The organism is Holdemanella biformis DSM 3989, assembly GCF_000156655.1.
GTDB lineage: Bacteria > Bacillota_I > Bacilli_A > Erysipelotrichales > Erysipelotrichaceae > Holdemanella > Holdemanella biformis.
Genome location: NZ_DS996846.1, coordinates 75,169 through 88,787, shown reverse-complemented (window position 1 = coordinate 88,787; position 13,619 = coordinate 75,169). Strand labels below are relative to the sequence as shown.

General features: G+C 33.6%; 16 protein-coding genes and 1 riboswitch. Of the genes, 12 read left to right on the top strand and 4 right to left on the bottom strand.

The window, feature by feature from the left end; translation table 11 throughout:
- Positions 1-44: 44 nt before the first annotated feature.
- Genes EUBIFOR_RS09645 through EUBIFOR_RS09635 form a run of 3 tightly spaced genes read right to left on the bottom strand, consistent with a single transcriptional unit; the run spans position 45 to position 1,374 of the window.
- Positions 45-386 (bottom strand): hypothetical protein, encoded by a 342-nt coding sequence (locus EUBIFOR_RS09645; RefSeq protein WP_003865852.1) that lies wholly within the window; start codon positions 384-386, stop codon positions 45-47.
- Positions 387-395: 9 nt separating this feature from the next.
- On the bottom strand, positions 396-770 hold the full coding sequence (locus EUBIFOR_RS09640) for a hypothetical protein (RefSeq protein WP_003865851.1): 375 nt from the start codon (positions 768-770) through the stop codon (positions 396-398).
- A complete protein-coding gene (locus EUBIFOR_RS09635; RefSeq protein ID WP_003865850.1) occupies positions 760-1,374 on the bottom strand; it encodes a M15 family metallopeptidase in 615 nt (204 codons plus the stop codon). The genes EUBIFOR_RS09640 and EUBIFOR_RS09635 overlap by 11 nt, the downstream gene beginning before the upstream one ends.
- A gap of 78 nt (positions 1,375-1,452) precedes the next feature.
- Between EUBIFOR_RS09635 and EUBIFOR_RS09630 the strand changes: the two genes are divergently transcribed.
- Both EUBIFOR_RS09630 and EUBIFOR_RS09625 read left to right on the top strand, forming a co-directional pair.
- Entirely contained in the window at positions 1,453-2,055 is a 603-nt protein-coding gene (locus EUBIFOR_RS09630; protein WP_003865849.1) for a hypothetical protein, read from the top strand.
- Positions 2,052-2,666, top strand: coding sequence for a pentapeptide repeat-containing protein (locus EUBIFOR_RS09625; protein WP_003865848.1), 615 nt, complete (start codon positions 2,052-2,054; stop codon positions 2,664-2,666). The genes EUBIFOR_RS09630 and EUBIFOR_RS09625 overlap by 4 nt, the downstream gene beginning before the upstream one ends.
- Here the strand turns inward: EUBIFOR_RS09625 and EUBIFOR_RS09620 are convergent.
- Positions 2,656-3,186: a TetR/AcrR family transcriptional regulator gene (locus EUBIFOR_RS09620; RefSeq protein WP_003865847.1), complete on the bottom strand. Its 531-nt coding sequence runs from the start codon at positions 3,184-3,186 to the stop codon at positions 2,656-2,658. The genes EUBIFOR_RS09625 and EUBIFOR_RS09620 overlap by 11 nt on opposite strands.
- Positions 3,187-3,267: 81 nt before the next feature.
- Here EUBIFOR_RS09620 and EUBIFOR_RS09615 point away from each other — a divergent pair, with 81 nt between their 5' ends.
- The 10 genes from EUBIFOR_RS09615 (at position 3,268) to EUBIFOR_RS09570 (ending at position 13,614) form a co-directional block, all read left to right on the top strand.
- Positions 3,268-3,639 carry a metal-dependent transcriptional regulator gene (locus tag EUBIFOR_RS09615; protein WP_040466445.1) on the top strand — a complete coding sequence of 124 codons (372 nt, stop codon included), beginning with the start codon at positions 3,268-3,270 and terminating at the stop codon, positions 3,637-3,639.
- Positions 3,640-3,684: 45 nt separating this feature from the next.
- The gene (locus EUBIFOR_RS09610; RefSeq protein WP_003865845.1) at positions 3,685-5,850 is read left to right on the top strand and encodes a peptidase U32 family protein; all 2,166 of its coding nucleotides are present in this window, start codon (positions 3,685-3,687) and stop codon (positions 5,848-5,850) included.
- A 62-nt stretch (positions 5,851-5,912) separates the two neighbouring features.
- A complete protein-coding gene (eno, locus tag EUBIFOR_RS09605) occupies positions 5,913-7,241 on the top strand; it encodes a phosphopyruvate hydratase (protein ID WP_003865844.1) in 1,329 nt (442 codons plus the stop codon).
- Positions 7,242-7,336: 95 nt separating this feature from the next.
- Positions 7,337-8,143, top strand: a complete 807-nt coding sequence (locus EUBIFOR_RS09600) for a Cof-type HAD-IIB family hydrolase (RefSeq protein WP_003865843.1) — start codon at positions 7,337-7,339, stop codon at positions 8,141-8,143.
- 2 nt (positions 8,144-8,145) lie between these two features.
- Complete coding sequence (locus EUBIFOR_RS09595; RefSeq protein ID WP_040466444.1) at positions 8,146-9,138, top strand: dipeptidase; 993 nt, start codon at positions 8,146-8,148, stop codon at positions 9,136-9,138.
- Between the two features lie 98 nt (positions 9,139-9,236).
- Positions 9,237-9,908 (top strand): 5-oxoproline transporter, DUF969 family subunit, encoded by a 672-nt coding sequence (locus tag EUBIFOR_RS09590; protein ID WP_003865841.1) that lies wholly within the window; start codon positions 9,237-9,239, stop codon positions 9,906-9,908.
- Positions 9,908-10,861: a DUF979 domain-containing protein gene (locus tag EUBIFOR_RS09585; RefSeq protein WP_003865840.1), complete on the top strand. Its 954-nt coding sequence runs from the start codon at positions 9,908-9,910 to the stop codon at positions 10,859-10,861. The genes EUBIFOR_RS09590 and EUBIFOR_RS09585 overlap by 1 nt, the downstream gene beginning before the upstream one ends.
- Positions 10,862-10,874: 13 nt before the next feature.
- Positions 10,875-11,522, top strand: coding sequence for a pyroglutamyl-peptidase I (pcp, locus tag EUBIFOR_RS09580; RefSeq protein WP_003865839.1), 648 nt, complete (start codon positions 10,875-10,877; stop codon positions 11,520-11,522).
- A gap of 285 nt (positions 11,523-11,807) precedes the next feature.
- Positions 11,808-11,974, top strand: a riboswitch (Lysine riboswitch).
- An 84-nt stretch (positions 11,975-12,058) separates the two neighbouring features.
- Positions 12,059-12,889 carry a transporter substrate-binding domain-containing protein gene (locus tag EUBIFOR_RS09575; protein ID WP_003865838.1) on the top strand — a complete coding sequence of 277 codons (831 nt, stop codon included), beginning with the start codon at positions 12,059-12,061 and terminating at the stop codon, positions 12,887-12,889.
- Between the two features lie 2 nt (positions 12,890-12,891).
- Entirely contained in the window at positions 12,892-13,614 is a 723-nt protein-coding gene (locus tag EUBIFOR_RS09570; protein ID WP_003865837.1) for an amino acid ABC transporter permease, read from the top strand.
- Positions 13,615-13,619 lie beyond the last annotated feature (5 nt).

Sequence of the window (13,619 nt, the reverse complement as noted above, 5' to 3'; positions counted from 1 at the left end):
GTTGAAATGTTACCGGACGACTGGAAACGAACCGGGCATGTCAATTAGACGTGTGACTTTTTCGCAGAAAAAGTCTTTTCTTGCTTTATAAATTGTTCAATGTCTTCCTTCAACTCATCACTAAACTCATCTAGATCATCCATGGTGATTGCTTCATCGCGTAATAAACCTAATAATATAATGAACATATTTGAACGAGAAACATCTCTTGCCAAAACACCAGGACTTTTATAATCCTCATAAATTTTCTTTCGTAGAGCCCAGTATTTATCAGAAGATAATGCATCTGAATTTAGTATATCCTTATATTCTTCAATCAATTTATCCATATAAGCTTCTTGCCAACCACCTAGTTTCTTTTTAAATAATTTCCAATCTTTTTCCATGTTGACCTCCTATTTGTCTTTACATTCTTTTATCAATTCATCGATATAAGAATCATCAATATCAAAGCCTAAGTAACATAAACCGCGATAGATATAATCCATATCATTTAAAAGAAGGATTTGATTCATCAACTCCTTTTTCTTGTCATTGATTAAAAACATGTCATAATCACTTGTATTGCCACAAGGATGTGTGCACGTTTTACAACTTGGCGATATCTTGTCTTTTTCTTTATGCACTAAATCAATTAAATCTTGTGTAACTGTATGATTTCTTAGGTGTTGAAGACAATTTATGATAATTGTGTCTGTGTTTTCTGTTTTTGGATTTGAATCCACGGTTTTAGAAAGACCAATTAAAGCGGACCATAATTTAGTTTCCATCAGATTTTACCTCCACATTAAAATAAGTATCTGGATAGGGTTCATCCTTTAAAGTATAGTGCCACCACTCAGATTCTAAAGGGATAAATCCATTGTCTAACATTAAATGTCTTAATGTCATTCGGTTTTGAATCTGTATGGTTGTTAATCCATCCTTATGTAAAGGACTAGAAATATCGCCAAAGTAATCAAAGTAAGACCCCATATCTAATTCTTTTCCTGTTTTTTCATCAACTAAAGTTAAATCGACAGTGCTACCTCTGGTGTGTGCTGATTTTTCGATGATAAAGTCATTCTCGAAAAGATAGCTTTTGGAATATTTTGGATAGAAAATGGATTTCATTTTATCATCCTCAGTATCTTTCCAGGTCATGAAATGATCAAGGGCACTTTGCGGACGATAGGCATCCCATATCTTTAATCGATATCCCATTTGTCTTGCCTTTGAATTAATTACTTTTAATTGCTTCACCAATTCTTTTGTTCCTAACGCTACCGGATCTATATAGCCATCAATGATTTCACCAATGAAATTGTAAGTTGTGCAATAGCGAATATCCAAAAGAATATCGGGGATTTCTTTTTGTATATTTAATAATTTCATGTATATATTTTAATATATTTGTTTATGTTAATCCACTTATGTTTTGTGTATAATACTTCATGAAACGAGGTAATAAACATGAAATTTAGTGATATTGATTTTTCTGCCATTTCAAGAATGATGGACAATATGAGTGATGAAGAGAAGAATAAGTTAAATGACATGGCTCAAAATATGATGAATAATATGAAACAAAACGAAGAGCCTGAAGAAGAAACGGACTTTTATGAAGCATTAAATATCAATGAAGAAGATTATGCAGATTTTCCAGGAAGTGTCTTAGATCAAATTGAAGCGGGTAGTGATTTGGAAGTGTATTATGAAGATGTTAAGGATGTTGATTTTAGTGCTAGTGCATTATTCTATGCGAAAGCCACTTTAAATATGTTGCGAAAATATATCTATCCAGTATTTAAAAATTTTTTTGATGGATTTAATAATCCTTCAACCACAACCATCTATTCCTATTTGTATCCTTTGATGAATGACGATAACATTCATAAGTTGTTTGATGAAGCGTTTGGTACGCCAGAAGGATGGATGGAACTTAAAAATGCGCTCCAACAAATTTATATTATTTTAAATCGTGCAGAGTATGATTTTGTGAGTTATGAAGATTTACAATTATTAAAAGATATCTTGTTTAATCAAGAAATATTGTTGAAAATTAAGAATTTATGAAAAAGTTAAAAATCAATACGAGTCTTGAACCAATGGATGAATGGACATATGAATCGTATGTGAGTGATTATATATTTGAGAATGTTTGTATTGAACAAAACTTAGATAATGTCACGATAGATGGGTGTAAATTTAGTAAGTGTCAATTTAAAGATTGTAGCTTTAGTTTTATCGAGGGTATGGATATTATTTTTGATCATTGTGAATTTGAAAATGTACACTTTAATCAATGTAGTTTAAGCCGAGTTCATTTCATTTCTTGTCGAATCAGTGGAATGGAATTTTCACAAAGCTTAGTTCAAGATACATTATTTCAATTATGTAAAGGACATTATTGTGACTTTGGTGGCAGTACATTTAAAGATTGTATGTTTGACATCAATGATTTGACAGGTTCAGGATTTGTTCAATGTGATTTTAAAAAGACTTCATTTGATAAATGTATATTAAATTCAACGGAATGGTTTAACACAAAATTAAAAGAGCTTGATTTCTCAAGCTGTGAAATTGAAAATATTGCGGTATCTAGTGATAAATTAACAGGTGTTGTCGTTAATTCATCTCAAGCACTTGAATTTGTGAAATTACTAGGTATTGTAGTTAAAGATTGATATATTGTTTCAATCTTTCGGGCATGGATTCAATCAACATATTGACGAGCGTTTCAATATCTAAATACATATTTTTTTCTACCCATGATTTAGTCATTTCAATAGATCCATGACAATACATTTGAAGTAGAAAATCAAGTTGTGAATCAATTGTTGTCTTTGTTTCAATTTTCTTTTTGTAGAAATCATAGATACAGCGATAATCATAGTTTGTCAAAGAATTGTAGTCATCTTCTTTAAAGGCTTCTTTAAAGAATGTGTTTTGGCTTTGAATAAAAGTGAATTTCTTAATTAGAGCTTCTTTTAAAGTGGTTTGATCCGCCATTTCTTTAAAAGAGTCTAGGCATAGCTTTTCAAAATACCAATTCACTAGATCTTCTTTATCTTCAAAATTACGATAAAATGTTTGTCTTGTCAGATTTGCTTCTTTTGTGATCTGTGTGACTGTAATCTTGTTTAATGGTTGTGTCTTTAATAGAATTAATAGCGCATTTGCAATCGTTAGTTTTGTATCGTTCATATGACTATTATATGTCATGACAATTGACTTTAAAAGGGGACTAGCTTAAAATTAAAGAAAAGAGTTAGAGGAGTAATGAATATGCAGTTAGGCGAATCGATGGAAGATTATTTAGAAGCCATTTTAGTTTTATCAAAATGTTTAGATCATGTTCGTAGCGTTGATGTCGCAAGTTATTTGGGTTTTTCTAAGCCTAGCGTCTCACACGCCGTAAAATTATTGTCTGAACAAGGATTAATTGTTTTAGATGTTAGTAAATTTTTAACTTTGAGTGAAGAAGGAAAGAAAATCGCAGAAGAAACATATGCGCGTCATACTTTCTTTTCAGATATGCTACAAAACATTGGGGTACCTAAAAATATCGCAACAGAAGATGCTTGTCGTATTGAACATGTGATTTCGCAAGAAACTTTTGAGGCAATTAAAAAGTATTATCAAAATAATAAAGACTAGCTATAGATTGTATCTGTAGCTTTTATTTTGAAAGGAGCAAGGAAAATGAGACCAGAAATATTAGCACCCGTAGGAAGTATGGAAGCATTAAATGCAGCATTAGCAGCAGGATGTGATGCTGTTTATTTTGGATTGCCAAGTTTTGGAGCTAGGGCATTCGCAAATAATTTTGACTTAGAAACTACAAAAGAAGTTATTGAAAGATGTCATTTGTGTGGTGTAAAAGTATATATTACGATGAATACTATATTATATGAGGATGAAATGGAAGATGCCTACAATATGGCAAAGATGGTTCATTTGTTTGGTGTAGATGCTTTGATTATTCAAGATTTAGGTTTTATCCATCTATTACATCATACACTACCCAATTTGGTGTTACATGCATCGACTCAGCTTTCTATTTCAAACCCGTATCAAATTGAACAATTAAAAAAATTAGGTGTTCAACGTGTTGTTTTAGCTAGAGAATGTACAAAAGAAGAAATTCAAGCATGTGTAGATACAGGTATTGAAGTGGAAGTTTTTGTGCATGGAGCTTTATGTATTTGTTATTCGGGACAATGTTATTTTTCAAGTGTACATTATGGACGAAGTGGAAATCGTGGCATGTGTGCGCAACCATGTCGAATGAAATATAGTCTTTATGAAGATGGAAATAAAGTAGATACACATGGGGATTATGTATTAAGTCCAAAAGATCTATCTTTGATTGATGAAGTGAATACATTAGCGGATATGGGGGTTTGTTCATTAAAAATTGAAGGACGAATGAAAAGTGCTCCTTATGTATATGAGAGTGTTTCTCAAGTGAAAAAAGTATTAGAGAATATGGAACGAAGTCATTTGGATGAACAAAATTTGCGTGTTACATTCAATCGAGAATATACTGTAGGCCATATGTATGGGGCTTGTGGCAAAGAATTAATGAATAGTAAAACTTGTAATCATCAGGGAATTGAAATTGGTAGAGTTGTTAAAGTAAATAAAAATAAGATTTGTATTCAATTAAGTCAAGATCTGCATCAAAATGATGGGATTCGTTTTGAAAGAGAGAACTTGGGTTGTCATGTGAATTTTATGTATGATAAGAAACAAAAGTTGATTTCTTTTATGCCTAAAAATAATACAGTTCTAATCGAAGGGCCTGTAGGGGTTCATGTAGGTAGTATTGTTCGTAAAACGATGGATTCTGAATTGAATAAAACAATCGATGAAAAAATTCGTACTTCGAATCGTCAAAGCATAGTCAATGCGGTTGTCTCTTGTAGTGCAGTTGGAAAGCCGATGGTGATGGAAGTATATAATGATTCGACAAAAATTAGTGTTTCTACTGAAATTGATAGTGTGCATGCTTTAAAACGTGCAACAGATGAAGAAACTTTGAATAAGCAATTTTCTAAGACTAAAGATAGTTGGGCAAGTTTTGGTCGAATTGAATATCATTTGGGTAAAGACATTTATTTTCCAATTTCAGTCATGAATCAACTTCGTAGGGATGCTCTTGAGAAGATGAAAAAGGCTTGTTTAAAACAAGAGATGCTTGTTGAAAATGAATATCATTATGTTCCACAGAAAAGTAAAACATCATTTGATTTGTTTGAAATCAATTCAATGAATCAGAAGGTTGATGATTCTTCTTGTTATGTGAGTGAAATGTTAAATAATGAGAATGTAATAAATAAGTCGAATATTACAGGCGTTGATGGATTTGTGAATGTACATCTAGGTAAAGGAAAAATTGTAGATTCATTAAATATTTCTAATTCTTATGGCGTAGCTGCTATTTTAGAGATGGGATATGAAAGTTGTGTTTTAAGTGATGAGTGTGATTTGTATCAAGTTGAAGCATTGATGAAGGCGTTTTTGAATCGTTATCATTTTGACGCTCCAGTCTATAAGACTTTATATCAGAAACGACGCTTGATGACGATGAAACATTGTCCTGTAAATACAGCTTTAAAAGATGGAAAAAGAGTAGGCTGCGGATTATGTCATAACCATCGTTATGAGCTTGAAGGCTTAGATGGAAAGCGTGTCTTTTTACTTGGAGATAAAGATTGTCACATGCGATTATATGATGTGAATATTATGGATGAAATTGAAAATCGAAAAGAATATGAATCATATGGAATCAAACATTTCCGTTTTGTATTTACTGATGAGAACCAAGAGGAAGTTAAAACCGCTTTCAAGGCCTATAATCGTTGATTTTAGATGGCTTGCGTGCTATTATTTTATTAGCTTAAGGCTTAGAGGAGGATATTTTAATTATGCCTATTATTGTTGATGTATATGCTCGTGAAGTTCTAGATTCACGTGGAAATCCAACTGTTGAAGTTGAAGTAACTACAGAATCTGGTGCTTACGGACGTGCTATGGTACCAAGTGGTGCAAGTACTGGTGTTCGTGAAGCTTTAGAATTACGTGATGGAGACAAATCTCGTTACTTAGGAAAAGGAACAACTCAAGCTGTTGAAAACGTAAACACTAAAATTGCTCCAAAAATTATCGGTATGGATTGCCGTGACCAGGTATTAATTGACAAAACAATGTTAGAATTGGATGGAGACCCATTCAAGAAAAATTTAGGTGCTAACGCTACTTTAGGTGTTTCTATGGCTTGTGCTTTAGCAGCTGCTGATTTCTACGGAGAACCTTTATACAAATACTTCGGTGGATTCAACGGAAAAACATTGCCAGTTCCTATGTGCAACGTTATCAACGGTGGATCACACGCTGACTCTACAGTAGATTTCCAAGAATTCATGATTATGCCAGTTGGTGCTAAGAGTGAAAAAGAAGCTGTTCGTATGGCTGCTGAAACTTTCCACGCTTTAAAATCTGTATTAAAGAAAAAAGGATACAACACTAACGTTGGTGATGAAGGTGGATTTGCTCCAAGCTGTAAAGATGGAAACGAAGAACCTCTTGAATTATTAGTTGAAGCTATGGAAGCTGCTGGATATGTTCCAGGAAAAGACATGAAGATCGCAATGGACGTTGCTGCTAGTGAATTCCACAACACTGAAACTGGATTATATGAATTGAAAAAATCTGGTCAAGGAACTAAGACTAGTGATGAAATGATCGACATGTATGAAGAATGGATCGCTAAATACCCAATCATCTCTATCGAAGATGGATTAGGAGAAAGCGACTGGGACGGATGGAAAAAATTAACTGACCGTCTAGGAGACAAAGTACAATTAGTTGGTGATGACTTATTCGTAACTAACCCTTCAATCCTTTACGAAGGAATCGAAAAAGGAATCGCTAATGCGATCTTAATCAAAGTTAACCAAATCGGTACTTTAACTGAAACATTCGACGCTATCGAAATGGCTAAGAAACACGGATACACTTGCATCGTATCTCACCGTTCAGGAGAAACTGAAGACACTACAATCGCTGACATCGCTGTTGGATTGAACGCAGGACAAATCAAGACTGGTTCATTAAGCCGTACAGACCGTATTGCTAAATACAACCGTTTAATGCGTATTGAAGACGAATTGAACCAACGTGGAACTGTTAACGTTGCTGAATACCTTGGAGACAAGACTTTCTACAACTTACCAGCTGTTGAATTCAAAAAGTAGTATTTCACTAAGAACTTTAGCTAAATAAGACCCTTCGGGGTCTTTTTTTTTGACACGTTTCGTATTACTATTAAACAAGTAAAAGGAAGTGCTATATGGTTAGGACAATTGTTTGTGACTTAGATGGATCTTTGATGAATCCAAGTAGTGGAATCTATGTGAATGAAGCTGTTAAAGAGGCATTGATTGAGGTTGAAAAGAAAAATGTTTTAGTTATATTAAATTCAGCTCGATGCTTTCAAGGTGTGTATCCATTATCTAAGCAGATTTTGATGCAAGATTTTGGTGGATATGTCATTAGTTGTAATGGAGCCCATTGTTTTGATGTGAAAATGAAAAAGACGATATTTGAGTATGTAATCTCAAATAACGATGTTTCATTTATTTGGCAATATGCTCAAAAGCATAATTTAGGCGTTGGATATAGTCAACCCGATTATTTTGTGGCTAATAAAATGACATATGGGTTTGAATTGGATATGCACAATTGTGATGTGGATTACATTTTAACGAATCACATGGAAAAATATTTAAAGAATTCTGTGTGGAAAGTGTCTATATCAGATACAAAATCACGAATTGATTCGATTTATGATGAAATGAAATCAAGGATTGAATCAAATTGTAATGTAAAAGTTGTGCATAGTACAGATACGATGATTGATATTATTCATAAGGATTGCGAAAAGTTGAATAGTGTGAACCGCTTGTTGAAGAATCTTGAAATCTCTTGGAAAGATGTCAGTTCCATAGGAGATGGATTAAGTGATGCACCTGTCTTAGAAGCATCTGGCTTAGGTGTAACACTTGAAAATGGTTGTGAAGCATGTAAAAAAGTCGCAAATAAAATTGTTCCATCATGTTATGAAGATGGCTGTATAGAGTGGTTAAAGGAGTTATAAAAATGAGAGTAGTCGATATGCATTGTGATACGATTCTAGAATTATTGAGTCGTGATTTAAAAGGGAAAGAGGCAAGTTTATATTCGAATGATTTGTCAATTGATTTAGAAAAAATGAAAAAGGGTAATTATTTATTACAGAATTTTGCACTTTTTACTGATCAAAAAGAACTAGCTATTCCTGAACAACAAACAATGCGTTTGTATGATGAATATTGTACACAAATGGATAAGTATGCAGATTATATTGCCCCTGTATATACGTTTAGTGATATTGAGAAGAATGATAAAGAAGGAAAATTATCAAGTTTATTAACTTTAGAAGATGGTGGTGTTTGTTTTAGTGATTTAGCTATGTTAAGAAACTACTATCGCATGGGTGTAAGAATGATTGCCTTAACATGGAATTATGAGAACGGAATTGGTTATCCAAACCTTTCTATGAAAGATATGAATGGAAATCGACCTAACTATAAGCGTAGTGTAGATACAGAAAGAGGATTGACAGAGTTTGGTATTTCATATGTGAAAGAAATGGAAAGACTTGGTATGATCATTGATGTTTCTCACTTAAATGATGCTGGTTTCTATGATGTATTGAAATATACGACAAAACCATTTGTGGCATCACATTCAAACGCAAGAAATGTATGTAATGTAGCACGTAATATGAGTGATGATATGATTCTTCAATTGGCAAAACGTGGTGGTGTCATGGGACTTAATTTCTGTGGCAGTTTCTTGGCAGATCGTGATGATCACAAGAGTTGTGTAGACGATATGGTCAAACATATTCTTTACATCAAAGACTTAGCAGGAATCGATGTGATTGGATTAGGTACAGATTTTGATGGTATTTCATGTCCTTTAGAAATTGAAAATGCTTCTATGATGAATTTATTAGAAGAAGCTTTATATAAGGCGGGTCTTACACAAGAAGAAGTGGAAAAAATCTTCTATAAAAATGTATTAAGAGTTTATAAAGAAGTGTTGTGAATGGATCAATGATCCATTTTTTTTGTTTTTCTTGAAGAATATGATATAATTTCGAATGTAAATTTCTGTAAGAAATATGAAAGAGAGAATGAAAGAGTATGGAATTATTGAAATTATTAGGTATTCTAATTGTCGTAATCGGATTTGTATTAAAATTGGATTCGATTTTGATTATTATGATTGCCGCTATTGTGACTGCACTTGTTGCAGGTATGGATCCTGTTACTTTCTTGGAAACACTTGGATCTAGTTTTGTCGCTAACCGCAGTATGTGTGTATTTGTGATGGTCATGGTTGTTACGGGAACTCTGGAAAGAAATGGTTTAAAACAAGCAGCAGCTAATTTAATGAAGAAATTTAAAAATGCATCAGCCGGTGTTGTTCTTGCGATTTATGGGGTGTTTAGATTGGTTTTTGCGGCATTTAATGTAAGCTTTGGTGGCGTAGCCGGATTTGTTCGTCCTATTGTATTGCCTATGGCGAGTGCTGCAGCTAAGAAAAATGGTAAAAAGATCAGTGAAAAGTATGAAGAAAACTTAAAAGGAATGGCAAGTGGTATGGAAAATATCGCATGGTTCTTTGGACAAGTTTTGTTTGTAGGAACAAGTGGAATGATTTTAGTGCAATCTACATTAGCTGGCTTAGGATACAATGTTGAATTGGTCGATTTAATGAAAGTGCAAATTCCGGTGGCAATTATTGCCGTAGCTGTTGCGATTGTGTATTACTATCTTAAAGATAAACAATTATCTAGAAAGGAGACTAAATAATGAATCCAATTCAATTTTATACGAGTGTAGATGTTACACTTTCAGAAAAACTATTAGAAGTCATGTATTGTATTATTGGATTGATTTCTATGTATGTTGCCTTTAAAAATCTAAAAGATAAAGAAAATAAAAACAGTGTTGGTTCATTTGTTTTCTGGTTTGATCTAGGAATTATGTTTGTGCTAGGTAAATGGTTACCTGCCTTGGTTGATGGTATCTTGTTGATTATCTTGGTTTTACCTCCAATTCTAAAGAAAGTTTCACCAGGTAATGAGCCTGAACCTACGCTTGAAGAGATGGAACAAAACAACAAGAAGATTGGCGCAAAAGTATTTTTTCCAGCTGTATGTATTGGTTTGTTTGCATTACTTGCAGCTTTCTTTACTAAGATTTCACCACTAGTTGGAATGAGTGTTGGTGTTTTTGTAGCTATGATCATTTTGCGTATCTATTCAAAATCAAATACACCAAGTGTCTTCTTAAAAGATTGTCGAAGAATGATGGATGTGGTTGGACCATTAAGCATGCTTCCAATGTTACTTGCTGCTTTAGGAGCTGTATTTACTGCAGCCGGTGTAGGAGATGTCATTTCTAGTTTAGTATCTAATATTATTCCTGCAGGCAATGTTACAATTGGAATTATTGTTTATGCGATTGGCATGGCAGTATTTACCATGATCATGGGAAATGCTTTTGCGGCAATTACCGTAATGACAGTTGGGATTGGGGCTCCTTTTGTGCTTAAATATGGAGCAGATCCAGTAGTGATTGGATCTTTAGCTTTAACTTGTGGATATTGTGGTACACTATGTACGCCAATGGCAGCTAACTTTAATATAGTGCCAGTCGCAATTCTAGAAATGAAAGATAAAAATGGTGTCATTAAAAAACAAGTACTTGTTGCCGTGGTTATGTTAGTTGTACAAATTGTCATGATGATCATGATGTCATAGGAGATGAAATGTTATGAAAAAAGTATTGATTACAGGATTTGATCCTTTTGGAGGAGAAACAATCAATCCAGCTTATGAAGCTGTTAAATTATTGCCGGATGAAATTAGTGGGGCAAAAATTATTAAGAAAGAAATTCCTACAGTATTTCAAAAGGGACCGGATGCAGTTTATGAAGAAATTCAATCTTCTAAACCAGATTATGTATTGTGTATTGGTCAAGCAGGAGGAAGAAGTCAAGTCACACCAGAATGGGTGGGTATTAACTTTAGAAATGCAAGAATTGCCGACAATGAAGGCAATCAACCAATGCAAACAAGTGTTGTAGAAAATGGGCCAGAAGCTTATTTTACAATGCTTCCTGTGTTTAGAATGGTTGAGAAAATGAAAGAAAATGGAATTCCTGCAAGTGTTAGTTATACAGCAGGTACTTATGTTTGTAACGATGTGATGTACTCTGTATTGCATTATTGTCATACAGAATTTAAAGATGTAAAAGGTGGCTTTATGCATGTACCTTTTGCGACTGAACAAACAGTGAATCAACCTGCAGGAACTCCTGGAATGAATTTAAAAGATATTGCCAAAGCTATTGAATTGTCTGTAGAAGCTATGTTAGAGAGTGATACGGATATTAAAGTGGTTTCTGGAGAAACGCATTAAGAGAAAAGATTGATTCTTTTCTTTTTTTCTTGTTCAAAAAAAAGGGGTGAGTCTATTATTGTGACTCACCAAAGAAATAGGAATATATGAAATAAACAGCTTTTTATTAGGAAAGGGTTATATGTATTGGGTTGATTACTGTTTATTTCTGTATATAGAATAGTTCTAAAAACTTAAAAGAAGCTTAAAGAAGCCGTGAAAATATTTACAAATTTATGAAAAAATGTAATTTCTTTCTTGACACTATGTATATGTTGAGTATAATAAGCACTATAAAGTGAATCGAGTAAAGATAGAGGCAGCATTGCATCAGAGTAAAACATGGAGTTGGCAGACTGTGAAGTGTTTGAAAGGTAACCAATGCCGAAAGAAGTAAAATGGCAATTTTATTTCTTGGGGTTATAAGGAATACTTATAACACTCCTTCGTCAGGAAGAGGCGTTATCTTATAGTTAATGAGATTGTTTTTTAGCTATGTGGTATGCCCGCATAGCTTTTTTCTATTCTTTGCCGATTAGAGAAGGAGAAAAAGAAATATGAACTTTAAAAAATTAATGGCATCTGCCATGGTATGTACTTTTGCACTAACTGGTTGTGCATCAAACACAGCTACAACATCAGAAGATAAGGACACATTTGTCGTTGGAATGGAATGTGGATATGCTCCATTTAACTGGCAAACATCTGAAAAAACAGATACTTCTGTAAAATTGGGTAAAGCTGGTTATGCGGATGGATATGATGTGCAAGTCGCTAAAAAGATTGCGAAAAAATTAGGAAAGAAATTAGTCATTAAGAAAACTGCATGGGATGGATTGATTCCAGCTTTAGAAGGTGATGAAATCGATGCGATCATCGCCGGTATGACTAAAGATAAAGATCGTGAAGAAGGAGCTGACTTCACAACTCCATATTATGATTCAAAGGGAATGATCATGATTGTTCGTAAAGATAGTGAAGAAGCTGGATATACAGATATTCAACAATTTACTGGAAAGAACATTGTTGGTCAAAAAGCAACAAACTATGACTCAGTTATTGATCAAATCAAAGGTGTAAATCACGTAACACCAAAGGCTACTTATCCAGAAATGGTATTGGCTTTACAACAACACGAAGTGGATGGAATTACTGCTGAAATGGCAGTTGCCAAAGGTGTGGTAGAAGCTAACCCAGACTTAGCAGTCGTTCAATTTGCAGATGGACATGGATTTGATTGTGATACAACTGTTTCAATCGCATTAAAAGAAGGTTCTCGTGATTCAAAATTCTTCAAAAAGGTTCAAAAAGCATTAGATAGTATTAGTGATGAAGAACGTGAAGAAATGATGGAATACGCAGTTGAACACCAACCAACAGAGGATTAATTATGCGTATTGATATTGCGAAGACTTGGAACATCTTTGTTCGTAACATACCTCTTTTTCAATATGGAATTGAGATGACTTTGTTGTTTGCTTTTGTTGGTACTTTTGCAGGATTTGTCGTCGGCTTATTAGTCGGCGGCATTCGTGCGATTGAAATCAATGAATATGATTCAACAGTGATTAAAGTTTTAAAGAATATTGGTAGAATTATTACTGGCTTGTATATCTGGATATTTAGAGGTACACCAATGATGGTTCAAGCTATGTTTATTTATTATGCAGGAAAACCTGTTATTGGATGGACTCCGATTACAGCAGGTTTAATTATTATTTCAATCAATACAGGTGCTTATATGGCTGAAATTATTCGTTCTGGAATTCAGTCTGTGGATAAAGGCCAAAATGAAGCCGCTATGTCTTTAGGTATGACAACGATGCAAACTTTGATGTATGTTGTATTTCCTCAGGCCATTAAAAATTCATTTCCTTCTATAGGAAATCAATTGATTGTAAATATTAAGGATAGTTCTATGTTAAATGTTATTACCGTAACCGAACTATATTTCCAGACAACTTCAGTTGCAGGAAGTAACTATCGTGTTATGGAAACATTTTTAGTTTCAGCTATTTTATATTTAATTTTAACAACACTTGCTTCTTTCTTGTTGAATTATCTTGAAAAAAGAATGGATAGCGAAGGCAGCATGAAAGATTTCTGTAGCTAGGAGGG